26 protein-coding genes are annotated in these 24,286 nt (G+C 63.4%); 17 read left to right on the top strand and 9 right to left on the bottom strand.

What is annotated here, in order from left to right; genetic code table 11:
* Positions 1 to 11 precede the first annotated feature (11 nt).
* Positions 12 to 662 (top strand): 3'-5' exonuclease, encoded by a 651-nt coding sequence (locus tag R2N16_RS01220; RefSeq protein WP_316663704.1) that lies wholly within the window; start codon positions 12 to 14, stop codon positions 660 to 662.
* 11 nt (positions 663 to 673) lie between these two features.
* Here the strand turns inward: R2N16_RS01220 and R2N16_RS01215 are convergent, their stop codons facing one another.
* The 3 genes from R2N16_RS01215 to R2N16_RS01205 are packed head-to-tail and all read right to left on the bottom strand — an operon-like array spanning position 674 to position 3,253.
* The gene (locus R2N16_RS01215) at positions 674 to 985 is read right to left on the bottom strand and encodes a DUF4212 domain-containing protein (RefSeq protein ID WP_316663702.1); all 312 of its coding nucleotides are present in this window, start codon (positions 983 to 985) and stop codon (positions 674 to 676) included.
* Positions 982 to 2,550: a sensor histidine kinase gene (locus tag R2N16_RS01210; protein ID WP_316663700.1), complete on the bottom strand. Its 1,569-nt coding sequence runs from the start codon at positions 2,548 to 2,550 to the stop codon at positions 982 to 984. The genes R2N16_RS01215 and R2N16_RS01210 overlap by 4 nt, the downstream gene beginning before the upstream one ends.
* Positions 2,543 to 3,253, bottom strand: coding sequence for a response regulator (locus R2N16_RS01205; protein ID WP_260798217.1), 711 nt, complete (start codon positions 3,251 to 3,253; stop codon positions 2,543 to 2,545). Before R2N16_RS01205 ends, R2N16_RS01210 begins: the two co-directional genes overlap by 8 nt.
* A 266-nt stretch (positions 3,254 to 3,519) precedes the next feature.
* On the opposite strand from R2N16_RS01205, the gene recA reads away from it, so the two are divergent.
* The 10 genes from recA to R2N16_RS01155 all read left to right on the top strand — a co-directional run bounded on the left by recA (position 3,520) and on the right by R2N16_RS01155 (position 13,318).
* Positions 3,520 to 4,578: a recombinase RecA gene (gene recA, locus R2N16_RS01200; protein WP_252691679.1), complete on the top strand. Its 1,059-nt coding sequence runs from the start codon at positions 3,520 to 3,522 to the stop codon at positions 4,576 to 4,578.
* 96 nt (positions 4,579 to 4,674) lie between these two features.
* On the top strand, positions 4,675 to 5,154 hold the full coding sequence (gene recX, locus R2N16_RS01195) for a recombination regulator RecX (protein ID WP_316663694.1): 480 nt from the start codon (positions 4,675 to 4,677) through the stop codon (positions 5,152 to 5,154).
* A 285-nt stretch (positions 5,155 to 5,439) separates the two neighbouring features.
* Positions 5,440 to 6,066, top strand: a complete 627-nt coding sequence (locus R2N16_RS01190; RefSeq protein WP_316663692.1) for a DUF2889 domain-containing protein — start codon at positions 5,440 to 5,442, stop codon at positions 6,064 to 6,066.
* Positions 6,067 to 6,132: 66 nt separating this feature from the next.
* Positions 6,133 to 7,299: an ADP-forming succinate--CoA ligase subunit beta gene (gene sucC, locus R2N16_RS01185; protein ID WP_316663690.1), complete on the top strand. Its 1,167-nt coding sequence runs from the start codon at positions 6,133 to 6,135 to the stop codon at positions 7,297 to 7,299.
* Between the two features lie 94 nt (positions 7,300 to 7,393).
* Positions 7,394 to 8,275 (top strand): succinate--CoA ligase subunit alpha, encoded by an 882-nt coding sequence (sucD, locus tag R2N16_RS01180; protein WP_316663689.1) that lies wholly within the window; start codon positions 7,394 to 7,396, stop codon positions 8,273 to 8,275.
* A gap of 161 nt (positions 8,276 to 8,436) precedes the next feature.
* On the top strand, positions 8,437 to 9,135 hold the full coding sequence (locus R2N16_RS01175) for a TerC family protein (protein ID WP_316663687.1): 699 nt from the start codon (positions 8,437 to 8,439) through the stop codon (positions 9,133 to 9,135).
* Positions 9,136 to 9,320: 185 nt separating this feature from the next.
* A complete protein-coding gene (locus tag R2N16_RS01170; protein ID WP_316663685.1) occupies positions 9,321 to 9,833 on the top strand; it encodes a pilin in 513 nt (170 codons plus the stop codon).
* Between the two features lie 339 nt (positions 9,834 to 10,172).
* Entirely contained in the window at positions 10,173 to 10,661 is a 489-nt protein-coding gene (locus tag R2N16_RS01165) for a pilin (protein WP_316663683.1), read from the top strand.
* Positions 10,662 to 10,891: 230 nt separating this feature from the next.
* Complete coding sequence (locus R2N16_RS01160) at positions 10,892 to 12,658, top strand: Wzy polymerase domain-containing protein (RefSeq protein ID WP_316663681.1); 1,767 nt, start codon at positions 10,892 to 10,894, stop codon at positions 12,656 to 12,658.
* 153 nt (positions 12,659 to 12,811) lie between these two features.
* Positions 12,812 to 13,318: a pilin gene (locus tag R2N16_RS01155; RefSeq protein WP_316663679.1), complete on the top strand. Its 507-nt coding sequence runs from the start codon at positions 12,812 to 12,814 to the stop codon at positions 13,316 to 13,318.
* A gap of 59 nt (positions 13,319 to 13,377) precedes the next feature.
* Here the strand turns inward: R2N16_RS01155 and moaC are convergent, their stop codons facing one another.
* Entirely contained in the window at positions 13,378 to 13,854 is a 477-nt protein-coding gene (moaC, locus tag R2N16_RS01150) for a cyclic pyranopterin monophosphate synthase MoaC (protein ID WP_316663677.1), read from the bottom strand.
* Positions 13,855 to 13,959: 105 nt separating this feature from the next.
* Here moaC and R2N16_RS01145 point away from each other — a divergent pair, with 105 nt between their 5' ends.
* On the top strand, positions 13,960 to 15,663 hold the full coding sequence (locus R2N16_RS01145; protein ID WP_316663676.1) for a beta-barrel assembly-enhancing protease: 1,704 nt from the start codon (positions 13,960 to 13,962) through the stop codon (positions 15,661 to 15,663).
* Between the two features lie 20 nt (positions 15,664 to 15,683).
* On the opposite strand, the gene R2N16_RS01140 is transcribed toward R2N16_RS01145, so the two are convergent.
* The 5 genes from R2N16_RS01140 to R2N16_RS01120 all read right to left on the bottom strand — a co-directional run bounded on the left by R2N16_RS01140 (position 15,684) and on the right by R2N16_RS01120 (position 19,119).
* Positions 15,684 to 16,265 carry a DUF2946 family protein gene (locus R2N16_RS01140; protein ID WP_316663675.1) on the bottom strand — a complete coding sequence of 194 codons (582 nt, stop codon included), beginning with the start codon at positions 16,263 to 16,265 and terminating at the stop codon, positions 15,684 to 15,686.
* Positions 16,258 to 17,334, bottom strand: a complete 1,077-nt coding sequence (locus tag R2N16_RS01135) for a YheT family hydrolase (protein WP_316663674.1) — start codon at positions 17,332 to 17,334, stop codon at positions 16,258 to 16,260. Before R2N16_RS01135 ends, R2N16_RS01140 begins: the two co-directional genes overlap by 8 nt.
* Before the next feature lie 34 nt (positions 17,335 to 17,368).
* Positions 17,369 to 17,809 (bottom strand): YybH family protein, encoded by a 441-nt coding sequence (locus tag R2N16_RS01130; RefSeq protein ID WP_009239042.1) that lies wholly within the window; start codon positions 17,807 to 17,809, stop codon positions 17,369 to 17,371.
* A gap of 25 nt (positions 17,810 to 17,834) precedes the next feature.
* The gene (waaF, locus tag R2N16_RS01125) at positions 17,835 to 18,860 is read right to left on the bottom strand and encodes a lipopolysaccharide heptosyltransferase II (protein ID WP_004636133.1); all 1,026 of its coding nucleotides are present in this window, start codon (positions 18,858 to 18,860) and stop codon (positions 17,835 to 17,837) included.
* Positions 18,861 to 18,921: 61 nt separating this feature from the next.
* The gene (locus R2N16_RS01120) at positions 18,922 to 19,119 is read right to left on the bottom strand and encodes a zinc-finger domain-containing protein (protein WP_004636130.1); all 198 of its coding nucleotides are present in this window, start codon (positions 19,117 to 19,119) and stop codon (positions 18,922 to 18,924) included.
* 328 nt (positions 19,120 to 19,447) lie between these two features.
* Between R2N16_RS01120 and R2N16_RS01115 the strand changes: the two genes are divergently transcribed.
* From R2N16_RS01115 to pyk, 5 genes are all read left to right on the top strand, one after another.
* Positions 19,448 to 20,242 (top strand): AzlC family ABC transporter permease, encoded by a 795-nt coding sequence (locus R2N16_RS01115; RefSeq protein ID WP_316663672.1) that lies wholly within the window; start codon positions 19,448 to 19,450, stop codon positions 20,240 to 20,242.
* Positions 20,239 to 20,562, top strand: coding sequence for an AzlD domain-containing protein (locus R2N16_RS01110; RefSeq protein WP_316663671.1), 324 nt, complete (start codon positions 20,239 to 20,241; stop codon positions 20,560 to 20,562). The genes R2N16_RS01115 and R2N16_RS01110 overlap by 4 nt, the downstream gene beginning before the upstream one ends.
* Positions 20,563 to 20,564: 2 nt before the next feature.
* Positions 20,565 to 21,461 carry an EamA family transporter RarD gene (gene rarD, locus R2N16_RS01105; protein WP_316663670.1) on the top strand — a complete coding sequence of 299 codons (897 nt, stop codon included), beginning with the start codon at positions 20,565 to 20,567 and terminating at the stop codon, positions 21,459 to 21,461.
* A gap of 118 nt (positions 21,462 to 21,579) precedes the next feature.
* Positions 21,580 to 22,791 carry a phosphoglycerate kinase gene (locus R2N16_RS01100; protein ID WP_316663669.1) on the top strand — a complete coding sequence of 404 codons (1,212 nt, stop codon included), beginning with the start codon at positions 21,580 to 21,582 and terminating at the stop codon, positions 22,789 to 22,791.
* 49 nt (positions 22,792 to 22,840) lie between these two features.
* Positions 22,841 to 24,280, top strand: coding sequence for a pyruvate kinase (pyk, locus tag R2N16_RS01095; protein ID WP_316663668.1), 1,440 nt, complete (start codon positions 22,841 to 22,843; stop codon positions 24,278 to 24,280).
* Positions 24,281 to 24,286: the final 6 nt, after the last annotated feature.

Here is a 24,286-nt window from a genome sequence, read left to right as displayed (position 1 = left end):
GGCGGGCGGCCATGAGCGGACGGCTCTTCGACTGGCTGCAGGCACTGCAAAGGCGGCGCCTGCTGCGCAGGTTGCGCGATCCGGCGTTCGGCTTTCTGTTCGAGCCGCCGCCACCAGACGAGTGGGTCGCGCTGGATTGCGAGACCACCGGCCTGAACGTGCGCACCGACGAGATTGTCTCCATCGGAGCCGTCCATATTGCCGGCAATCGCATTCTGACCAGTCAACGCCTGGAGTTGCTGATCAGGCCGCGAGGGGAGATGCGCGCAGAGAGCATCCGCGTGCATCGCCTGCGCAATCGCGACCTGGACAGCGGTGTACCGATCGAGCAGGCTGTCCACGCGCTGCTGCACTTCATCGGCAGCAGGCCACTGGTGGGTTACTACCTTGAGTTCGATGTGGCCATGCTCAATCGGATCGTGGTGCCCATGCTTGGCATCGGTCTGCCCCAGCCCAAGATTGAAGTCTCGGCCTTGTATTACGACTATCAGTTCCGGCAGCTGCCGCCGTATCGGCAGCAGGGTGACCCCGATCTGGACCTGCGCTTCGCCACTGTTATGAAGGAGCTGGATTTGCCGACCTGGGACGCGCACGACGCGCTTAACGACGCGGTGATGGCCGCATTGGCCTTCTTGAAGCTGCGTCATCTGGGCGGTGCGTAACGCGCAGGGCTTCAGATGGACGGCGGGGAGGAGGATTCCGATGCGTCGCGCTGCGCGGTTTCGTCGTGTTGCGCGGCCGCATCCGCCACGCGGTTGGTCCGCCATGCATACAGCACTGTAATCAGCACATAGACGATGGGCGCCCCCTGCGCACCGACCCAGTAGGCGAAGGTCCAGTCTGAGTTGAAGAGGTGCATCGACAGGTCGCGCGCAAAGAACGCGATCACGAACGTCACGACAAACCACACTCCCAGCAACGCCGCGATCCAGCGCATGTTGGCGATCCACCGGCGGCGCGCCGGGGTTCCGGGCGTGATGCTCATGCGTTGGATTCCTCGCCCGGCGAGCAGCGGTGCAGCGTGATGCGAAAGCGCGCACCCGCCAGTCGCGGCGATGCCTGATACACGTTGTCGAGCACCTCGATGTCACCGCCGTGCTGCTGCACGATTTCGCGCACGATGGCCAGGCCCAGCCCACTGCCCTCGGCCTGTGTCCCGAGAATGCGGTAGAAGCGCTGCATCACGCGCTCGCGTTCGGCCACGGGGATGCCTGGGCCAGTGTCGTCTACGTCGATGAAGACGAACGGCTCGAACGGCGCGGTGGTCACGCGCACGGTGACATGTCCACCGTCGGGTGTGTAGCGGATCGCGTTGTCGAGCAGGTTATTGAGCATCTCGGCGAGCATCGTCGCGTTGCCCGAAATCGTGACCGGCGGCCCAGGCTCCTCAAAGCCGAGATCGATCTGCTTGGCCCACGCCTTGGGCAGCCACTCGGCCACCACCTGGCGTGACAGCGCACAGATATCCAGCGGCACCAGACCGTCGGTGGCCCCCATGTTTTCCATGCGCGCCAGCGAGAGCAACTGTTTGACAAGGTGCGCGGTGCGATCCGAACTGTCGGCGATATGCGCGAGCGTGCGGCGCAGTTCGTCGGGCGATTGTTCGCGCTGTGCCAACTCTGCCTGCATGCGCAGGCCGGCCAGCGGCGTCTTCATCTGATGCGCGGCGTCCGCAATGAAGCGCTTCTGCGTGTGCACCGATTGCTCCAGCCGCCCGAGCAGATCGTTGAACGATGCCACCAGCGGCGTCAGTTCCTGCGGCGCGGCGCCTTCGTCGATGGGGCTGGTGTCGCCCGGATTGCGTGCGCGGATGCGCTCCTGAATCGCATTGAGCGGAGCCAGCCCACGCGTCAGTCCGAACCACACCAGGATCACCGCCAGCGGCAGGATCACGAACTGCGGCAGGATCACGCCCTTGATGATTTCGTTCGCCAGTTGCGCGCGCTTGTCAAGCGTTTCCGCCACTTGCACCAGCGCGGGCTTGTCGCCAGAGCCTGGCCGCTGCACGAACGTGTACGCAACGCGAATCTCTGCGCCGTGGATGTGGTCGTCGCGCAGTTGCACGAGGCCACCAGCGTTGGCGTCTTCTTCGGGCGGCAGCGGGAGGTCGCGGTCACCGGAAACAAACTCGCCGTTGGTGCCGAGCACCTGGTAGTAAATGTTGTCGGTTTCGTCCGCGCGCAAGATTTCGCGCGCCGAGATCGGCAGTTGCAGCGTCACACGTCCGTTCACCTCGCGCAGTTGCTGGCTGAGCACGATCGCGCTCGATTCCAGCGCGCGGTCGTATGGCGCATTCGCAATCGACTTGGCCACCAGATACGTCACCGCAATGCTCATCGGCCAGAGCAACAGCAGCGGCGCAAGCATCCAGTCGAGAATTTCGCCGAAGAGGGAGCGGGCGACGGGCCGCGTGGCGTCGTCTTCGAGGTGGGGGAGGGTGTCGGTGAGATCGCCGCCGTCATCGCGGCCATCAGTCCCGGGAGTCGTGTCGTCACGGTCGCGCAGCGACGCGCGATGCCGACGCCACGGCCAGGCCAACCGATCACCCATGGGCAGCCGTCGCGGTTGTCGTCGGGGTGGCCATGCGTTCCAGGCAATAGCCCAGCCCGCGCACGGTAGCGATGCGAATGCCTTCCACCTCGATCTTCTTGCGCAGCCGGTGGATGTAGACCTCGATGGCGTTGTTGCTGACTTCTTCGCCCCAGCCGCACAGGTGGTCGACCAGTTGCTCTTTCGACACTAGGCGGCCGACGCGCGCCAGCAGAATCTCCAGCAGCCCGATCTCGCGTGCCGACAGTTCCACCACCTGTTCATGGATATAGGCAATGCGCCCGACCTGATCGAACGCCAGCGGCCCATGGCGGACGAGCGTGGCGCCACCGCCTGTGCCGCGGCGCACCAGCGCGCGCACGCGTGCTTCCAGCTCGGACAGCGCGAACGGTTTGGCCATGTAATCGTCGGCGCCAAGGTCCAGGCCCTTGACGCGTTCTTCCACGCTGTCGGCAGCGGTCAGGATCAGTACCGGCAGCATGGCCCCGCGCGAGCGCAGGCGCTTGAGGACCTCCAGCCCGGACATGCGCGGCAGGCCCACGTCGAGAATCAGCAGGTCATAGGTTTGGGCCGTTTGCGCGGACAGCGCCGCGTCGGCAGTCGCCCCATCGGAGGCTTGGTCGACGGCATAACCCGCCTGGCGTAGCGAGCGAGTAAGCCCGTCAGCCAGCGTGGCGTCGTCTTCGGCAATCAGAATGCGCATGCGTGTCTCCCCGCGATGCCGGGCAAGATGTCTTGCCCATCCCGCCCGCTACATTGTTTTCGCGCGATATGTGTTCTGGAGACTTGTCAAAACCACTGGTTTTTTATACAGTACTCCGAATTCGCGGTGCTGTAGTCTTGGCGGCGCTAAAGTCATGAAATGGGTCGTGTCGGGGGCAATCACGCTGCGGCCCGTTATTGCAGGCAACCGCTGGAATCGCAAGCCCTTGCGGCCCATTTATACACCAATTTGCACGAAGGACGACCATGGAAGACGGTAAGAAGGCAGCCGCAATGAGCGCAGAAAAGCAGAAGGCGCTGGCTGCCGCGCTCGCGCAGATCGAAAAGCAGTTCGGCAAAGGCTCCATCATGAAGATGGGCGACGCCGAGGTCGAGCCGGTCCAAGTCGTGTCGACAGGTTCGTTGGGGTTGGACGTGGCGCTGGGCGTTGGTGGCTTGCCGCGTGGCCGCGTGGTGGAAATTTACGGTCCGGAATCATCGGGTAAAACTACCCTGACACTGCAGGTGGTTGCCGAGATGCAGAAGCTGGGCGGCACTTGCGCCTTCATTGATGCTGAACATGCGCTTGACGTCACTTATGCCGACAAGATTGGTGTGAGCGTGCCGGACCTGCTGATTTCCCAGCCGGACACGGGTGAACAAGCTCTAGAAATTGCGGACGCGCTGGTGCGCTCGGGCTCGGTTGACCTGATCGTCATCGATTCGGTGGCTGCCCTGGTGCCAAAGGCTGAAATTGAAGGCGAAATGGGCGACGCACTGCCCGGCCTGCAGGCCCGTCTGATGAGCCAAGCACTGCGCAAGCTGACCGGCACCATCAAGAAGACCAATTGCATGGTCATCTTCATCAACCAGATCCGCATGAAGATCGGCGTGATGTTTGGCTCGCCGGAAACGACCACGGGTGGTAACGCACTCAAGTTCTACGCTTCGGTGCGTCTGGACATCCGCCGCATCGGCTCGATCAAGAAGGGCGACGACGTGGTCGGCAACGAGACCAAGGTCAAGGTCGTCAAGAACAAGGTGGCGCCGCCGTTCCGCGAAGCCATCTTCGACATCCTTTACGGCCAGGGCGTGTCGCGCGAGGGCGAAATCATCGACCTTGGCGTGGAAGCCAAGATCGTTGAGAAGTCCGGCGCCTGGTACAGCTACGGCGGCGAGCGCATCGGCCAAGGCCGCGACAACTGCCGCGAATACCTGCGCGAGAACCCTGACCTCGCCCGCGACATCGAGAACAAGGTCCGCGAAGCACTGGGCGTGACGCCGATGGGCGCCGTCGCAGTGGCCGAGGAAGTCGGAGAAGAGTAATTGGGTTGGCCGTCGGCGCAGATCGACGGCTCTATCGAGCTTCATACGCCTGCCGTCCCCCAACGGTGGGCGTTTTCTTTTTGAGCCTGAAACCGTATGCCGTTGCCACGCCCACCGTTATCGCTGAAGGCACGTGCGCTGGGCTATCTGTCTCGGCGCGAGCACAGTCGCGTCGAGTTGCGCCGTAAGTTGGTGCCGCACGCCGAATCCGTCGAAGAGGTCGATGCGCTGCTGGATTGGCTGGAAGGCGAAAACTGGCTTTCCAACACGCGTTTTGCCGAAAGCATGGTGCACCGCCGCGCGGGCCGCTACGGTACGGCGCGCCTGATGCAGGAGTTGAAAACACATCAGCTTGGCGCAGAGACGCTGGGCGAGGTCAAGGCGCAACTGCAAAGCACGGAAGCAGCGCGCGCCAAGGCTCTGTGGGAAAAGCGCTTCGGCCGCCCACCAGCCGATCTAGCCGAACGGGCCAAGCAGGTGCGATACATGATGGCGCGTGGATTCTCCCGGTCGGTGGTGTCGCGCATCATCGCGGGGGCCGATGAACTGCTCGAAGATGGCGACGAGTCGGACTGAACGCCGTCGATCTAGCAACAATTCGCTCGGACAATCCTCTTGTGTGCGGATCGTGGCCGTTGCACCTTACCCGGTTGTTGCAACCGCTTTCACACTGCGTTGCAGCACGCGACCAGTCTGGGCGTGACGACGTGTTAAAATTCAAGTCTTTGGTACCGTCCTTCATCTCAATAGCCGGACGGTAGTGTTCGTGTGTGGCGGCTGATGCGCTGCTGCATATGTCCCGTGGGCGATGCGCGAGATCCGCGCGCGCCGCCTCCATCGGTCCTATCAGTCGTCTGGTCCATGCCTCTGTCTGCTCCCGTCCCGCGCGTCATGCGCCACCGCCGTGCCATCACGGTGGAGGCCTATTTGCGGGAAGACGGCCTGTGGGACATCGAAGCGCGCCTGACCGACACCAAACCACGTGACATCCCCCTGGCCAGCGGCGGCGTGCGCCCGGAAGGCCAGCCGCTGCATGACCTGTGGCTGCGCGTGACAATCGATACCCGCATGAACGTCGTGGATGCCGAAGCGTGTTCCGACTGGGTGCCGTACCCCACACACTGCGACACGATTGGCCCGGCCTACCGCAAGCTCATCGGCCTGAACCTGATGAAGGGTTTTCGAAAGGCCTCGCGTGAGAGACTCGGCGGCGTGGCAGGTTGTACGCACCTGACCGAACTGTGTGGTGTACTGCCGACTGCCGCCATCCAGGCCTTCGCGGGCGATGTCTTCCCGGTGCGCGATAACTCCAACGACCTCCGGCCTGTCGAGCCCGGCGAAAAGCCGCCGTACCAACTCCACGGCTGCCATGCCCTGCATTTCGAGGGCGAGGTGGTCCGCAAGCATTACCCGCGCTGGTTTGCATACCAGCCCGAAGCCAAGATCCAACCGCCACCCACCGAGCTGTCGCCTGAGCCCTCGTCCTGAAGGGCACCGTGCTGCTCGCGTTTTCAACACTCATCACACTCACTCTGCCTAGCAAAGGAAACACGCATGAATATCCATGAGTACCAAGGCAAGGAAATCCTGCGCAAATACAATGTGCCGGTTCCGCGCGGCATTCCGGCCTTCTCTGTCGACGAGGCCATCAAGGCTGCTGAAACCCTGGGCGGCCCGGTGTGGGTCGTGAAGGCACAGATTCATGCGGGTGGCCGTGGCAAAGGCGGCGGCGTGAAGGTTGCCAAGAGCATGGACGAGGTCAAGACCTACGCCAGCAGCATCCTGGGCATGACGCTGGTGACGCACCAGACCGGTCCGGAAGGCAAGAAGGTCAACCGCCTGCTGATCGAAGAAGGCGCGGACATCAAGAAGGAACTGTACGTTTCGCTGGTGGTGGACCGTGTGTCGCAGCAGGTCGCGCTGATGGCCTCGAGCGAAGGCGGCATGGACATCGAAGAAGTCGCTGAATCGCACCCGGAAAAGATCCATACGCTGCTGATCGATCCGCAAGCCGGTCTGCAAGACGCTCAGGCTGACGACATCGCCCGCAAGATCGGCGTGCCCGACGCGAGCGTGCCGCAAGCTCGCCAAGCCCTGCAAGGCCTGTATAAGGCATTCTGGGAAACCGACGCTTCGCAAGCTGAAATCAACCCGCTGATCCTGACCGGCGACGGCAAGGTCATCGCACTGGACGCCAAGTTCAACTTCGACTCGAACGCGCTGTTCCGTCACCCGGAAATCGTCGCCTACCGCGATCTGGATGAAGAAGACGCCAACGAAATCGAAGCTTCGAAGTTCGACCTGGCCTACATCTCGCTGGACGGCAACATCGGCTGCCTGGTGAACGGCGCCGGTCTGGCCATGGCCACGATGGACACCATCAAGCTGTTCGGCGGCGAGCCGGCCAACTTCCTCGACGTGGGCGGCGGTGCCACCACCGAGAAGGTGACCGAAGCCTTCAAGCTGATGCTGAAGAACCCGAATGTGCAGGCCATCCTGGTCAACATCTTCGGCGGCATCATGCGTTGCGACGTGATCGCCGAAGGCGTGATCGCTGCGTCGAAGGCTGTGTCGCTGTCGGTGCCGCTGGTTGTGCGCATGAAGGGCACGAACGAAGACCTCGGCAAGAAGATGCTGGCCGAGTCGGGCCTGCCCATCATCGCCGCAGACACGATGGCAGAGGCCGCCGAGAAGGTCGTGGCCGCAGCCGCCGGCAAGTAAGCCGCCCGCTGACCCAACCATACGCGAACGCGAGCGGCGCCCCGAAGTACGAAACGGTACAACGGCGCGGCTCGCTGCACAAAAGGATTACAGCATGTCGATTCTGATCAACAAAGACACCAAGGTCATCACCCAGGGGATTACCGGCAAGACCGGCCAGTTCCACACCCGCGGCTGCCGCGACTACGCCAACGGCAAGAACTGCTTCGTCGCCGGCGTGAACCCGAAGAAGGCCGGCGAGGACTTCGAAGGCATTCCCATCTACGCAACCGTCAAGGACGCCAAGGCACAAACCGGCGCGACCGTGTCGGTGATCTATGTACCGCCCGCAGGCGCAGCTGACGCGATCTGGGAAGCTGTCGAAGCCGAGCTGGACCTGGTGGTTTGCATCACCGAAGGCATCCCCGTGCGCGACATGATGATGGTCAAGGACAAGATGCGTAAGGCCGGCAGCAAGACGCTGCTGCTGGGCCCGAACTGCCCGGGCCTGATCACGCCGGACGAAATCAAGATCGGCATCATGCCGGGTCACATCCACCGCAAGGGCCGCATCGGCGTGGTGTCGCGCTCGGGCACGCTGACGTACGAAGCCGTGGGCCAGCTCACTGCACTGGGCCTGGGCCAATCGTCGGCAGTCGGTATCGGCGGCGACCCGATCAACGGCCTGAAGCACATCGACGTGATGAAGATGTTCAACGACGATCCGGAAACGGACGCCGTGGTCATGATTGGTGAGATCGGCGGTCCGGACGAAGCCAACGCGGCTTACTGGATCAAGGACAACATGAAGAAGCCGGTGGTTGGCTTCATCGCTGGCGTGACCGCGCCTCCGGGCAAGCGCATGGGCCACGCCGGCGCGCTGATCTCGGGCGGCGCCGACACCGCGCAAGCCAAGCTGGAGATCATGGAAGCCTGCGGTATCAAGACCACCAAGAACCCGTCGGAAATGGCGCGTCTGCTCAAGGCGATGCTGTAATCGGCAAGGTTTGAGATTGTGCGAGAACGGGAGGCCTGGCCTCCCGTTTTTGTTTGGTCGCGATGCAGCATGCGATCCAGGCACGACATGTGTATAAGCACACAAGACGCAGGAAATCGGCTCACCTCACGCCAACCCGCAAGGACATCTTCGAAAACACTATGGCGCTCACTTCAAGCGCATTCTGGTTCGCACTCGGCTCCATCATCCTGACCAACATCGTGCTGTCGGGCGACAACGCGGTCGTCATCGCCCTGGCCGCGCGCAACTTGCCCAAGCGCCAGCAGAAGCAAGCCATTTTCTGGGGCAGCGCCGGCGCGATTGTGCTGCGCGTCGTGTTGACCGTGCTGGCCGTCAAGCTGCTTGCACTGCCCTACCTGAAGACGATCGGCGCGATGCTGCTGCTCTATATCGGCGTCAAGTTGCTCACGGAAGCCGAAGGCGAAGCCTCCGGGGGCCACCGCCAGCGCACCGGCCTGTGGCCCGCCATCCAGACCATCCTCATTGCCGACTTTGTGATGTCGCTCGATAACGTGGTCGCCGTGGCCGCTGCGGCAGAGAAGGGGCCGCCGGGCACCACGTTTCTGTTGCTCGTGCTCGGGCTTGGGCTGTCGGTGCCGCTGATCGTGTTCGGCAGCACGCTGCTGGTGGGGGTCATGGCGCGGTTTCCGGTCATCATCACGCTCGGGGCGGCGCTGCTTGGGTATCTTGCCGGCGACATGCTCGTCACCGACCCGGTGGATGCGGCTTGGTTTGAGCGGGCGGTGCCGTATGCGGGCATCGTGATCGGCTGCGTGGGGGCGCTTCTTGTGGTGTCCCTTGGCTGGTGGTTGAGCCGTCGATCGTTGCGCCAGGCCTAGTTCGAACGAATCCCCTCGAAAGTAGGTGATGACGGGTTCTGTCCGGAATTCTGTCAAGAACGGTCAGATTTGTGCCCGAAGTTTCGACAAAGCACGCCAGTTCTTGCGCAGATACACAGTGTGTGCCTTGGCATAGTCCCTGCACGGTGGCCTCCCAACAACAAAATGCCTTTTGGGGAGAGGTCATGGCTTTCAAGCACAGCAAGGGAACAAGGCGTCGGGCGGGCGGCTTTACGCTGATCGAACTGATGATCGTGGTGGCGATTGTCGGAATTTTGGCGGCGATTGCGCTGCCGGCTTACAACAACTACATGGTCAAGTCGAAGTTGACCGAAGCGACGACGACGTTGGACGCGGCACGGGTTGCAGTCAACGAGGCGTACTCATCCAACAGCGGCACCTTTCCGAGTGCAAGTTCGCCGCCCATCATTACGCAGGCCGTGGCGAGCAACGCCCAGTATGTGACCGGCATCAAGTACAACAACCCCGGAACGACTTCCGGCGTTGGCGTGGTTGTGACGCTTGGCAACACGGGTAACGCCCAAATCGATGGTCACTACCTGGGGATGTTCGGTACTGGCAAGGCTGATGGGACGGTGGCGTGGACTTGCGCGACCGCGCAAACAGCGAATGACTCCGCTTCCGGAGCGGCCGTGCAATCCATGTATCCATATTTGCCGGCGGCGTGCCAGAACTGACGGCATCTGAGAAGGAACGCCCGCACGGGCTCACACGTGTGTTGAGGCGGGCAACGGGTGTGTAACTCGTCGCCCGCATCGCTTTTTTTGAGTCGAAGGAAATCGCGACCCTACCGACAGGAGCCCGTTCAGAAACGTATCAAGGCGCGAATGATTATTGTGCATTATAAATCACAAAACTAACGACTTCTGTCACGATGTGTCAATAATTGTCATTCGACATTGCCCACAGTTGTCCATCGGGGGCGCATTTTCCGGCCTGGAACGTGGGTTTGGAGTTGGCACGATCCCTGCTCTACCTCCACCGCTTCACCTTTAACCAAACATCCGGGGGAATTTATGAAGTCGCTGCGTCTGAACAAGCGTGTCCAGAAGGGTTTCACGCTGATCGAACTGATGATCGTGGTTGCGATCGTCGGTATTCTGGCTGCCATCGCGCTGCCGGCTTACAACAACTACATGGTCAAGTCGAAGCTGACGGAAGCGACGACGCTGCTGGACTCGGACCGCTCCGCGCTTGCCGAGGCCTATGCAAACAATGGGAGCGGTTCGTTCCCGACCAACTCCCCGATCAGTACGTCGACGCCCCTCAATACGAAGTACATTGCCGCGGTTGCCTACAATCCTTCGGGCTCCAAGGTCAGCGTGATTCTGACACTGGGCAGCACGGGCAACTCGTCGATTGACGGCAAAATGCTGGGTATGTTTGGCGTTGGCCAAACTGATGGTACGGTGGCCTGGCAGTGCGGTACGGCGACCGCAGGTGCTCTGTCGGCTGCAGCGCAAACGGCCATGTATCCGTTCCTGCCGGCTGCTTGCCAGAACTGATCGCTATATTCTTGTGCTGACCAGCCCCGTGTAGTGGCTGGCCTATCAATGCATAAGAGAAATGCAAGGGCGCCTGTGGGCGCCCTTTGCTTTGTGTGGGTACGCAGGGTGAGATGGCGTTTGGAAGGCCATCAAGCTTAACTTGCGGTTCGTTCGACTACACTCGCGGACGTCGCAAGCGGTGCTTTGATTGCGTCGCTCGTATTCCCTTTCTTTCGCTGATTTTGCGCATGCTTCGATCTCGTCTTCAGTACCTCCCGCTCTGGTTTGCTCTGGCCATGAGCGGAGCGCTTCCGTATCTGTTTGCGCCGCATACGCTGCCGATGCCGACGTTCTATGTGGAATATCTGACGGCCATCTGCTGGATCATCTTGGCGATTGCCGTACTGGCGGTGACATGGAGAAGCAAGACGAGGCTGCCACGGATCGCGCTGGCGCCGCTCGCGTTGATTGTCGCGTTGTTCGCGCAACTGCTGCTTGCGCCACCGCTGAATCCGTTCTTCTCGCTCGCCGCGACGGTGTTCCTGTTGGCCGCCGCCGCGACGTGCAGTCTGGGCGCCCGCAGCCGAGAGTTGCCCGGTGTTCTGGAGGCGTTGGCGATCGGCTTGATTGTCGGGTGCCTCGCAACTGTGGCGATTGAGCTGGTGCAGCTATTTCGTGTGCCGGATCTGCCGCGAATGCTGATTGCGCCGTCCCCCGAACCTCCACGCCGGCGCCTGTGGGGCAACATGAATCAGCCCAACCATCTGGCGTCGTATCTTGCGTTCGGTTTGGCTGCCAGCATGTTCCTGGCACTACGTTGCCGTCGCGCGCGATGGCCCCTTGCGGTGGTTGCAGTGATCCTTCTGATCGGGATATCGCTGACGTTTTCGCGGATGTCATGGCTGCACATCATTGTGGTGGGCGGGCTGATCGGCATGGCATGGACGGCGGATCAGCGCGGCGTGCGTCGCTGGATGCGGGCGTGCCTACCGGTTGTTTTGCTGGTTGCGACCTACCAACTTTGCAGTTGGATGGTCGAGTACGCCAACGCGCTCTGGCATCTAGAGTTGTCCGCATCGACGGTGGATCGATTGGGGGAAGGCACGGGACGAACGCAGTTGTGGGTGCATGCATGGCATATGTTCGTCGCGCATCCGTGGCTGGGTGGTGGCTGGGGTGACTACGCCTGGAATCAATTTGTACAGACTGACGCGCTTGGCCCCGTCACGATGTCGCTGAATGCGCACAACATCGTGTTGGATCAGCTCGCCAAGGTCGGCCTGCTCGGCTTGCTTGCCATTGCGCTGCCCATGCTCGGCTTCCTGTGGAGTTTGCGAAAGCGCCGGATGACGCCAGAGTTGGCATTCCTGCTTTCCATTGCCGCGGTCATGGGTGTGCATTCCATGTTGGAGTATCCGCTGCACTACCTGTTTTTCCTGCTTCCACTTGCTTTTGCTCTGGGTTACGCCGACGAACGCAATTTGCGGGTGCCGTCCAGTGGCATGGTCTTCGTGTCCACTGCTGCCATTTCCATCGGCACCGTCGCGCTGATGGCCCATCTTTGGGGCGATTACAAGGCCGTGGAGCGCCTTCACTACTCGCCCGACGGCGGAAAGAAAGAAATTGCTAGGTACGGTGGGCACGGGCCGACGTTGTTGCTGCCCTACGAGAACCTGGCGTTCGCGATTCAATGGAACGTGACTTCCGAGATGGCATCCTCCTTGGAGAAGCTCGAATTCCACGCCATGCAGTTTTATCCCGGGTCTCTGACGGTTCAACGCTACGTGCTTGCACTGGCGTATTTGGGGCGGACCGATGAAGCCATGGTGTACGCGCGCCGTATGCGCGCCAGTTATCCCGCCGACTACGCTTCACAGACTTGGATTCTCACGCAAGCCTGTGAAAAGCAGGGCGATGGCAAGCTGAAGACGCTTTGCACTCGGCTTAAATCTGAAAAGCTGCTCGTATCGGCGCTAAAGCCATGGATTGAAAACGCACTAGTTGCCTCACAATAATTGAAGCGCCCTTTTTTGGGCGCTTTCTTATTGGAAGCATCAAAAATCGTTGCGCTTTGTATGGAGCAGCACCAACTCGCTTAGTCTTCTCCCTTTCAATTGCAAGAAGCAGTCGGCAATTGAAAATCCGAAATAACGATAGAGGAGAAGTCAATGCTGAAGAACAGTGCAGGTAAGCGGCCCCAACGGGGTTTTACGCTGATCGAACTGATGATCGTTGTCGCAATCGTCGGCATCCTTGCGGCGATTGCGGTGCCGGCGTATCAGGACTACGTTTCACGTTCGCGCGTAACAGAAGGGCTCGCACTCGCGGCGACAGCGAAGACTGCGGTGGCTGAGAATGCCGCCGCAGGCGTTCCTTTTGACCAGGGTTACACAGCCAACGGCGCGACCCGCAACGTCGCGGCAAGCGGCGTCACGATTAACCAAGCGAACGGCGAGATCGAGATCGCATACGCCTCGAATGTGGCGGATGACGGAGCCAATACGCTGGTGCTCAAGCCGACCGTAAACGGCGAAGCATTGACGGCGTCCAAACGCCCCGTCGGCGCAATTCGGTGGGATTGCTATGCCAGCGGCGTTGCTGGCCGCGCAAACTCGGTGAAGCCAGCGTCAACCCCCACTCTAGATGCTCGAATCGCTCCGTCAGAGTGTCGTTGATGCTGCCAAGCCATAAAAGAAGAGCGTCGGAAAGGCGCTCTTCTTTTGTCGCGCGATGATTATTCCGCCACCCACTCCCCCGACTTCCCCCCCCGCTTCTCCACCAACCGCACATCCCCAATCACCATCCCCCGATCCACGGCCTTGCACATGTCGTAGATCGTCAGCAGCCCCACCTGCACCGCAGTCAGCGCCTCCATTTCCACGCCAGTCTGCCCTCGCGTTTCGGCACGAACCGTACAGCGGACAGTGCTCGCCGCCTGGTCCAGCTCAAAATCAACAGCCACCTTCGTCAACGCCAACGGATGGCACAGAGGAATGAGGTCGGACGTCCGCTTGGAGCCTTGAATCGCTGCGATGCGCGCGATGCCCAGCACATCGCCTTTCTTGGCGTTGCCATCGCGCACCAGCGCAAATGTCTCGGGCAGCATGCGGATCGTGCCGGTGGCCACCGCCACGCGGTGCGTGACAGCCTTGTCGCCGACGTCGACCATGTGGGCTTGTCCGGCGGAATCGAAGTGGGTGAGTTGCGACATGAGTGACAGCGCGTTTGGCGGGCCAGAGTACGAAGCGTTTTATGATAGCAAGCACCCGGCTTGCGGCGATGTTGCCGCGCTGATTCCGCTCTCCGTGCTTTCCGTATGACGCTTTCACTTTTTCGGCCGCGCGTCCGCAAGCTGACGGCTGCCGTGTTGTTGTCGACGTGGCTGGCGCCCCTGCCGTTGCCCGTGCTGGCGCAGGGGGTGGCGTCCGCCCCGGCGGCTTCGGTCAACCCGGTCTCGGGTTCCGCGGCGGCGGCCGATCAGGTGCAAAGCAACCTGAACCGCAGCGTGCAGATCGGCCGGCAGTCGCCGTACTTGCCGAAGGAGCCGACCGTCATCGACGCGCCGACGTACGAGTTGCCTGATATGGGCGATCCGTCGACTGCGTCGTTGTCGCCCGAGATGGAGCGCCGCCTGGGCGACCGCGTGATGCGCCAGATCCGCCGCGATCCGGACTTCGTGCCCGACCCGCTGATCACCGACTACCTCAACACCATCGGCTACAAGTTGATCGAGGCGGCACGCCGTCAGCACGTGGCGGGCAGCACGTCGGCGTCGAGTTTCGAGCTGTTTGCCGTGCGTGATCCCGGCATCAACGCGTTTGCGCTGCCGGGCGGCTACATCGGCGTGAACACGGGTACGTTGGTCGCGACCGAGAGTGAATCGGAGCTAGCCTCGGTGCTCGGCCACGAAATCGGCCACGTGCTGCAGCGGCATATTGCGCGCGGCATCGACAAATCCGGTGAGTCGATGTGGATTGCGCTGGCGTCGATTCTGCTGGCCGGTTTGGCCGCCACGAAGAGCGGTGACGCCGCACAGGCGCTGGCGATGGGCGGGCAGGCGGCGGCGGTGTCGAACCAACTCGCGTTCTCGCGCGGCGCGGAGCGCGAGGCCGACCGGGTCGGCTTCACGCTGCTCACGGGCGCCGGCTACAACCCGGACGGCATGCCGGACTTCTTCCGTCGATTGCAGCGCGTGACGAACATCGCGGACACGGGCGTGATTCCCGGTTATGCGCGCACCCACCCGCTGACCGGCGAGCGCATTGCCGACATGGAGGACCGTGCACGAGGCCTGCCGCATCCGCACCAGCCGCGCCGGCCCGAATTTGGTTTTGCGAAGGTGCGTGCGCGCGTGCTGCAGGAGACATCGACGAGTGCCTATATCGACGTGCGCAATGCGATGCGCTCGCAGTTGTCGTCGGCGCCGGATGCCCCGGTCGAGAAGCGGGCGGCGCTCTGGTACGGCGTGGCCGTCGCCAATCAGATGGCGGGGCGGCTGGATGACGCAGAACAGGCGCTGCAGGAGGCGCGACGCCTGTACGGCAACATTCCCGGCATCACGTCGGGCAGCGTCGAGTTGGACGTGACGGCCATCGAACTGGCGCGCGCTCGTGACCGCGCATCCGAGGCGCTGACGTTGGCGCGTGCGGCGCTTGCTGCGTATCCGCTGTCGCGCGCGGTGGGCATCACGTATGCGCAAACGCTGCTGGCGGCCGGCCGGGCCGATGACGCGATTCCCTATCTGAAAGACAAGACCCGCGAAGACACTGCCCAGCCGATCTGGTGGGACATGCTGGCCCGCGCCTATGCCGACAAGGGCAAGCGCGTTGAGCAGCACCGCGCGTTGGCGGAGAAGTACGCGCGGGATGGGGCGTGGGGGTCCGCGGTGGAGCAGCTCAAGCTGGCCCGCGATGCCGGGGATGCGGATTTCTACACGCTATCCGAAGTGGACGCGCGCTTGCATCAGATGGAGCGCCAATACCGGGAAGAGAAGGCGGAAGACAAGGCGTTGCCGAAGTAGGGTGGGTCGGCCAGTCGGTACTATTCCGCAGGCCGGGCCACGAAGCCATAGCGCTTTGCGACTTCCGCGCGCGCAATCGGCTCAATGTCGAACGTCCGATCGCCCAGCGTCAGCGTACCCAGCGCAGCCCCGCATGCCTCTGCGTGCCATTGGGCCAAGGAGGAGAACGGCTCCAGGTCATGATCGTGCAGCAGGGCGATGGTCTCGTCTGCTTCGTATCCGCCCACGCGCCCAGAGAGCAGCACGCTACCTTGTTCATCGACACAGCAGCCGCTGGGCGAGAACGCAGCGCCGGTCGTTGTCGTGAATGCTGGCGGTGCACCGTCGGCTGACAGTCGCACCACCCAAGGCGTGTAATCGAGTTCGACAAACACCCGCTGCGGCCCGTTCTGAAAAAACCAGCGCCCGGCGTCGTCACGCGCGTAGTTGCGCACGATGAAGTCGACGAGTGCCGCGTGGCGAATCGGCTCGCCGGATAGCTTGTTGGCCTGCGCGTATTCGTTGCGCATGCGCCATTGGCCCCGACGATCCAGTGCCAGCCAGCCAAAACAGTTCGGCACGTTCGGCCACTTGGCCATGGCCTGGCGGACGATGTCATCCATGAGCGTCGTCCGCGTTGGATTGGCGGCCCAATACGTCATCGAAAAAGCGCAGGACACGAGCGGGCATCCAGTCGACGCGGCCCGCATTGCCATGGCGCAGCAGGAAGCCAACATGGCCGCCATGCAGCGGCTGGTCGAGCGTGATGTCGGGTGACACGTCGGCTGGGCCGGGCAGATGCTGGCCGGGCAGGAACGGGTCGTTGCGCGCGTTCAGTACCAATGCTGGCACACGCACCTCGCGCAGCACGGGTTTGGACGAGGCGCGCGTCCAGTAGTCGAGCACGTCGCAAAAACCGTGCAGCGGCGCGGTGACGAGGTTGTCGAACTGCCCCAGCGTGCGCGTGGCCATCATGGCGGCGCGGTCGTAGAGGCCAGGATGCTGGTCGAGCTTGGCGTTGGCCTTGTCTTTGAGCGTGCGCAGGAACATGCGCGTGTAGACCATGTTGAAGCCCCTGGACAACGCAGCGCCACCGGCCCGCATATCCAGTGGTGCGGAGACCGTCGCAGCCGCGCTCACGTAGCACGCGTCGGTACCGTGCTCGCCCAGGTAGCGCAGCAGCGCATTGCCGCCGAGCGAGATGCCTACGACCAGCAGCTTGCGGCCGTGCGGCTGGCAAACCGTCCGATAAAGGCGTTCCAGGATCCACGCAATCTCGGCGCCATCACCGCAGTGGTACATGCGCGGGGCGAGGTTCATCTCGCCCGAGCACCCGCGAAAGTGCGGAATGACGCCCGGCCAGCGGCGCGCGCGCAGCGCGTCCATCAGCAGCCGTGCGTAATGGCTGCGCGAGTCGCCCTCCAGACCATGGAACATGACGACGAGCGGCGCGTTTGCGTCGGTCTCGTGCGTGGTCCAGTCGAGGTCGATGAAGTCGTGGTCGGGCGTGTCCCAGCGCTCGCGCCGGTATGTGATGCGCGGAAAGCGCCACAGGCGGGCAGGCACGATCGTCTGCGCATTGCCGCCGATGAGCCACCACGGCGAGCGGAACGCGTGCGGCTCGAACGGCCCTGCAGGCAGGGCGCCCAGATTCAATTCAAGGGGCGTGGCGTGGCGAGACGGGTGGGTCATCGAAAGAGGCGGCAGCCACGCCCAGCGCGGCAGCTTAGTGCAGAGAGTGCGTGACGCTGGCGATGGAGGCGGCCACGCGTTCTTCGGCGGCCTGGCTGGAATGCACGTGGGCGATGCGCCAACCTTCGTGGTTCTGCATCAGCACGTAGGTCGTGTGCACGTACAGATCGGCCTCGGTGGCGGTGGCGGAGAAGCGCAGCGCTTCCGTGGCTTCGAAGATCGACACCCCCAGCGACGAATGCACCTGCTGCGAGAGGCATTCGATCCAGACCGGGTTCTTCTCTACCAGCGCATCGAGGCAACCGCGCAGTTGCTCGTGGCCGTGCAGGCGCTGACCGTCGGGCAGGATGAAACTGACCGAATCCTCATCGAGCCACAGCTTGAGCGCGCCGTCGGCATCGCGGCGCTTGAGCGCATCGCGATAGGCTTCGAGGATGTCCTCGGCGGCTTCGAACAGGCGGGCAAATCGTGGCATGGCGGTGAACGTTAAGGAGAGCGTATTACTGCGGCTGCAGCAGCCGGCGCAATTCATGAAACACCATCTCGGGGCCGATGTCGCGCAGGCAGCGCAGGTGGCCCAACGGGCATTCGCGTGCAAAGCACGGGCTGCACTCCAGATGGAGCCACATGATACTCGCAGCGGGGGACAGGGGCGGCGTGTGGCGCGGGTCGCTGGAGCCGAATACGGCCACCTGCGGGCGCCCCAGGGCAGCCGTCACGTGCATCAGGCCGGAGTCGTTGCAGATGGCGGCTTCGGCGCGGGCAAGCAGCTCGATGGCTTCGTCCAGCGAGGTTTCGCCGCACAGATTGCGCACGAACGGCGCACGTTCGACGATGGCGTTGGCCATCTCGCGGTCCTTGCCCGAACCGAGCGCGACGATCTGCGCATAGGGGAACGAGCGGCGCAGCATCTGCGCAAGCTCTGCAAAGTGCTCGGCAGGCCAGCGCTTGGCGGGGCCGTATTCCGCGCCCGGGCAGAAGGCGATCAGCCGCGCGTTGCCCGGAATGCCGAACTTGGCCGAGGTGGCGGCCACACGCTGCACATCAACGTCCAGCTTCGGGTCGGGCAGGGTGTCGGGCAGCTTGGCATGGGGCTTGAACGCCAGCGCCGCGTAGTGTTGCACCATCGGCGGACGCGCGTTCTTGGGCGGATTCGGGTAGCGCACGTTCAGCACGCCCAGGCGGGATTCGCCTTTGTAGCCGATGCGCAGCGGAATGCCGGCCAGCCACGGGATCAGCGCGCTCTTGAACGAATTCGGCAGCACATAGGCTGCATCGAAGGTTTCGCCCTTGAGCTGCTGGGCGAACATCGTGCGGCTGCCGAGCTGCAGCTTGCCGTGGGCGAGTTCGGTCGGCAGCACGCGCGCGATTTCCGGCATGCGCGCGAGCACGGGCGCGACCCATTTCGGAGCGATCGCGTGGATCTGCGCGCGCGGGTGCCGCGCCTTGAGCTGCGCAAACAGCGGCTGCGCCATCAGCGCATCACCGATCCAGTTGGGGGCGACGACGAGGATCTTGCGCATCATCAGCTCGCCTGACGTGCCGGAGGTACCTTGCGGCCGGCGTTGTACTGCGTGTGAAGACGGCTCAATGGTGGCCCTTCAGTTCAACGCCGGGGGCCAGCTTGTAGACGGTGCCGCAGTACGGGCACTTGGCTTCGCCGGTGTCGGCAATGTCGAGGAACACGCGCGGGTGGTAGTTCCAGGCCGGCGTTTTGGCGGTCGGGCAATGCAGCGGCAGGTCGTCTGCGCCGATTTCGATCGTGGGTGCGGTTTGCGTGGTCATGATGAGTGAGGAATGCCGGCGCGGTCTGAGCTGGTCAGCCACGCCCGAATATGGGCTGCAGGTCCAAAAACCGACAAAGGCGAAATTGTAAGGGGTGGGCGCAGGCGCGCCAACGCCGATTGTTGCAGTGCGTGGCGCCCGGCACGAATCGCTACGTAGCGCAGGGCACCGGCGCGTCGCCGTTAAGCGGATGCTTAACATCAAAAGTATAATCGTGTGTTTCCTACGAGCCATCCATGTCGCCCCCGACGTTCCTGCGCGCCCGCGCTGCCGGCTACCTCTGTCCGGTCGATCAAAAAGAGTCTGATTCGCCACTTTTGGGGGCGCCATGGCGCTAGTCCGCTGGGCGGCGGCATTGCAGCGCCGCTGGGAGGCCATCGATCCGGCCGAACGCGCGGGCTTCTTTGCCGGCGTGCGCGCCTACATGCCCTCGATGCCGCCAGTGCTCGCCTGGGGGCTGGTGACCGGCGTGGCGATGAGCAAGTCGGTGCTGACCATCCCGCAGGCCATCGGCATGACGATCTTTGTGTATGCCGGGTCGTCGCAGTTGGCGGTGCTGCCGCTGCTGGCGGCAGGGTTGCCGATTTGGACCGCGCTGCTGACGGCGTTCATCGTGAATGTGCGCTTCATCATCTTCAGCGCCGGCCTGATGCAGCATTTCGGGCATCTGCCGTTCATGCGGCGCGTGGTTCTGGGCGTGTTCAACGGCGATCTGCCGTTCGTGCTCTTCACCCAGCAGTACCCCTCGGCCGCGCCGCAGGCGGGCAAGGAGGGCTATTACTGGGGCATGGTCCTGCTGAGCTTCGTGGGCTGGCAGGTGTCGTCCATCCTGGGCATCGTCGCGGCGAGCCTGTTTCCTGATGCGTGGGGCTTGGCGCTGGCCGGAACGCTCGCGCTGATTCCTGTCATGGTGTCGACCATTCGTAGCCGTGCCACCCTCATGGCGGTGGCTGTGGCGGCGGTGCTGGCGCTGGTTGCCTTCAAGCTGCCGTATCGATTGAGCCTGGTGATTGCCGTCACTGGCGCGATGGCTGCCGGTCTGGCCGCGGACGAGGCCGCGGCGCGCCTGCAGTGGCAGCGCCGTCGCGCTGCGCGTATTGCAGCCGAAGAGGACGACGCATGAGCGCACTCGAAATCTGGCTGGTGATTGCCGGCATGACGGTGGTGACGATCATCACGCGCTCGCTGTTCCTGATCGTGGGTGAGCGCGTGACGCTGCCCGTGCGCATGCAGCACGCGCTGCGCTTTGCGCCGGCCGCCGCGCTGATCGCCATCGTGCTGCCCGATCTGCTCTGGAACCAAGGCCATCTGGACCTGACCTGGACCAACCCGCGCCTGATGGCCGGGGTTGCCGCCACCGCGTTCTATGTAGCGACGCGGCGCATGCTCGGCATGATCTTCGTCGGGATGGGCGTTTTTACCGTGCTGCGTCTTTGGGGATGAGCATGTCGGGTTCCAATCGCAATGGCGTGATCTTCGCGTTTCTGGCCTACACGATGTGGGGCTTGTTTCCGCTGTACTTCAAGCTGCTCAAGGCGGTGTCGCCGGTGGAGATTCTCTCGCACCGGGTGATCTGGTCATTGGCGGTGATGGTGGTGATCCTGCTCGTGAAGCGGCACGGGGCGTGGCTGTGGGCGCTGCGCACGCAACCGCGCGTGGTGGGGCGCTACGCGGCCAGCACCAGCCTGTTGGCCGCCAACTGGCTGACCTACATCTGGGCCGTCAACCACGACCATGTGCTCGAAGCCAGCCTGGGCTATTTCATCAACCCGCTGGTGGTGGTGATGCTGGCCGCGCTGGTGCTGGGCGAGCGGCTGCGGCCGGTGCAGTGGGTGTCGGTGGCGCTGGCCGCGGCCGGCGTGGCGTGGCTGACCTGGCAGGCCGGCACGCTGCCATGGATCGCCTTGGCGCTGGCGTTCTCGTTCGGGTTCTACGGTTTGCTGCGCAAGACCTCGCCGCTGGGCGCGCTGGAAGGGTTGACGCTGGAGACACTGCTGCTGTTTCCGCTGGCGCTGGCCTATCTCGGCTGGCTGGCGTCGCAGCATCAGAATGCCTTCCTGGCCGCATCGCCGGGTACGCAGTGGCTGCTGGCGCTGGCCGGCCCGCTGACGGCGCTGCCGCTGCTGCTGTTTGGCGCCGGCGCGCGGCGTATTCCGCTGTCGCTGCTGGGTTTGCTGCAATACGTGAGCCCGACGCTGCAGCTGCTGCTGGGCGTATGGCTTTACAACGAGCCGTTTGCCGGCCCCAAGGTGGCGGGCTACGTGCTGATCTGGGCGGGTCTGGCCGTCTATTCGGCCGAAGGCTGGATGCGGCTGCGCCGTCGCACGCCGCTGCCAGCGTAGTCGCCGCCAATCGGCTTCGGCAAGACGGTCGAGCCCGGAGGGTTCGGCGGAGAAACGCACGTTTTGACCAGGCGCATCGGGTAAAATCGCTGTTTTCCGCGATTCTTCCGTTGCTGCCATGCCTCACGTCCTGCGTCTGTCCGATCTCATCTCCGAAGGAAAGCTTGCCGGTAAGCGCGTGTTCATCCGCGCCGACCTCAACGTGCCGCAAGACGATGCCGGCAACATCACCGAAGACACGCGCATCCGCGCCTCCGTGCCGGCCGTGCAGGCCGCGCTGGACGCCGGTGCCGCGGTGATGGTCACCTCCCACCTTGGCCGTCCGACCGAGGGTGAATTCAAGCCTGAAGATTCGCTGGCACCGGTGGCCAAGCGCCTGTCCGAACTGCTGGGCCGCGACGTGAAGTTGGTGCAGAACTGGGTTGACGGCGTGGACGTGGCGCCTGGGCAGGTCGTGCTGCTGGAAAATTGCCGCGTGAACAAGGGCGAGAAGAAGAACTGCGACGAACTGGCCCAGAAGATGGCCAAGCTGTGCGACATCTACGTCAACGACGCGTTCGGCACTGCTCACCGCGCGGAAGCCACCACGCACGGCATCGCCAAATTCGCTCCGATCGCCTGCGCAGGCCCGCTGCTCGCGGCTGAACTGGATGCGCTGGGCAAGGCGCTGGGCCAGCCGGCGCGTCCGCTGGTGGCCATCGTGGCCGGCTCGAAGGTTTCGACCAAGCTGACCATCCTGAAGTCGCTGGCCGACAAGGTGGATAACCTGATCGTCGGCGGCGGCATCGCCAACACGTTCATGCTGGCTGCTGGCCTGAAGATCGGCAAATCGCTGGCGGAAGCCGACCTGGTGGGCGATGCAAAGGCCATCATCGACATGCTGGCGGCACGCGGCGCGTCGGTGCCCATTCCCGTCGACGTGGTGTGCGCCAAGGAATTCAGCGCAACCGCGGCCGCTACCGTCAAGGATGTGGCGGATGTGGCGGACGACGACATGATTCTCGACATCGGCCCGAAGACGGCTGCCCAACTGGCCGAACAACTCAAGACCGCCGGCACGATCGTGTGGAACGGCCCGGTCGGCGTGTTCGAATTCGACCAGTTCGGCAATGGCACCAAGGTGCTGGCCGAGGCGATTGCTGCCTCGTCGGGTTTTTCGATTGCGGGCGGCGGCGACACGCTGGCTGCCATCGCCAAGTACAACATTGCCGACAAGGTGGGCTATATCTCCACCGGCGGCGGTGCGTTCCTCGAATTCCTGGAAGGCAAGACGCTGCCGGCTGTGGAAATCCTGGAACAGCGTGCGCAGAGCCAGGCCGCTGTGGCCTGACCGCGAGCGCCGCTCACATCCCCACCACAACAACGAGACACCGCCGCCCATGACCCGCGCTACCAAGATCGTCGCAACGCTCGGCCCCGCGTCCAGCACGCAGGAAGTCCTGATCCGCATGATCGCCGCGGGGGTGGATGTGGTGCGGCTGAACTTCTCGCACGGCGCGGCGCAAGACCACATCGATCGTGCGCAGCTTGTGCGCGAGGTGGCGCGCTCGGTGGGCCGCGAGGTGGCCATCATGGCCGACCTGCAGGGTCCGAAGATCCGCGTCGGCAAGTTCGAGAACGGCAAGATCACGCTCGAACCCGGCGATCGCTTCACGCTCGACGCCCGCTGCGAATTGGGCAACCAGGAGCGCGTCGGTCTCGACTACAAGGAACTGCCGCGCGACGTTGGCCCGGGCGATCTGCTGTTGCTCAACGACGGCCTGATCGTGCTGCAGGTCGAGCGCGTGGTGGGTGAAGAGATTGAGACCATCGTCAAGATCGGCGGCGATCTGTCCAACAACAAGGGCATCAACCGCCAGGGCGGCGGACTGTCGGCGCCGGCGCTGACCGCCAAGGACATGGAAGACATCAAGACCGCGATGGCGCTGGGCGCCGATTACGTCGCGGTCAGCTTCCCCAAGAACGCAACCGACATGGAAATGGCGCGCCAGCTGGCCGCCGTGGCCGGCGCGCCGCACAACCACAAGACCCGCATGATCGCCAAGATCGAGCGTGCCGAGGCCATCCGCCCGGGCGTGCTCGAAGAGATCCTTGCCGCGTCTGACGGCATCATGGTCGCGCGCGGCGACCTGGCGGTGGAAGTGGGTAACGCGGCCGTGCCGGCGCTGCAGAAGCGCATGATCAAGCTGGCCCGCGAAACCAACAAGCTGGCCATCACCGCCACACAGATGATGGAATCGATGATCGTCAACCCGGTGCCGACGCGCGCCGAGGTGTCGGACGTCGCCAACGCTGTGCTCGATGGCACCGATGCGGTGATGCTGTCGGCGGAAACTGCCGCTGGCCGCTACCCGGTCGAGACCATCGAGGCCATGGCGGCCATCTGCGTGGAAGCCGAGAAGTCACAACCCGTGCATCTGGACGCCGACTTCCTCGACCAGACCTTCAGCCGTATCGACCAGTCGATCGCCATGGGCGCGCTGTTCACGGCGCACCACCTGCAGGTCAAGGCGATTGCCGCGCTCACCGATTCCGGCGCCACGGCGCTGTGGATGAGCCGCCACGGCATCAACATCCCTATTTATGCGATGACGCCCAATGTGGCCTCGCAGCGCAAGATGGCTTTGTACCGCAACGTGCAGTCGCTGCCGCTTGCCAACAGCGCCGACCGCGACGAAGCGCTGCACCAGGCCGAAGAACTGCTGGTCGCGCGCGGCGTTGTGCAGCGCGGCGACTTCATCGTCCTGACCGTCGGCGAGCCGATGGGGCAGGCCGGCGGCACCAACACGCTCAAGATTGTTCGCGTCGGCATGCACTGACGCCCA

The organism is Ralstonia psammae (assembly GCF_958405935.1).
GTDB classification, from domain to species: Bacteria; Pseudomonadota; Gammaproteobacteria; order Burkholderiales; family Burkholderiaceae; genus Ralstonia; species Ralstonia psammae.
This window is presented reverse-complemented; position numbering and strand designations above follow the sequence as displayed.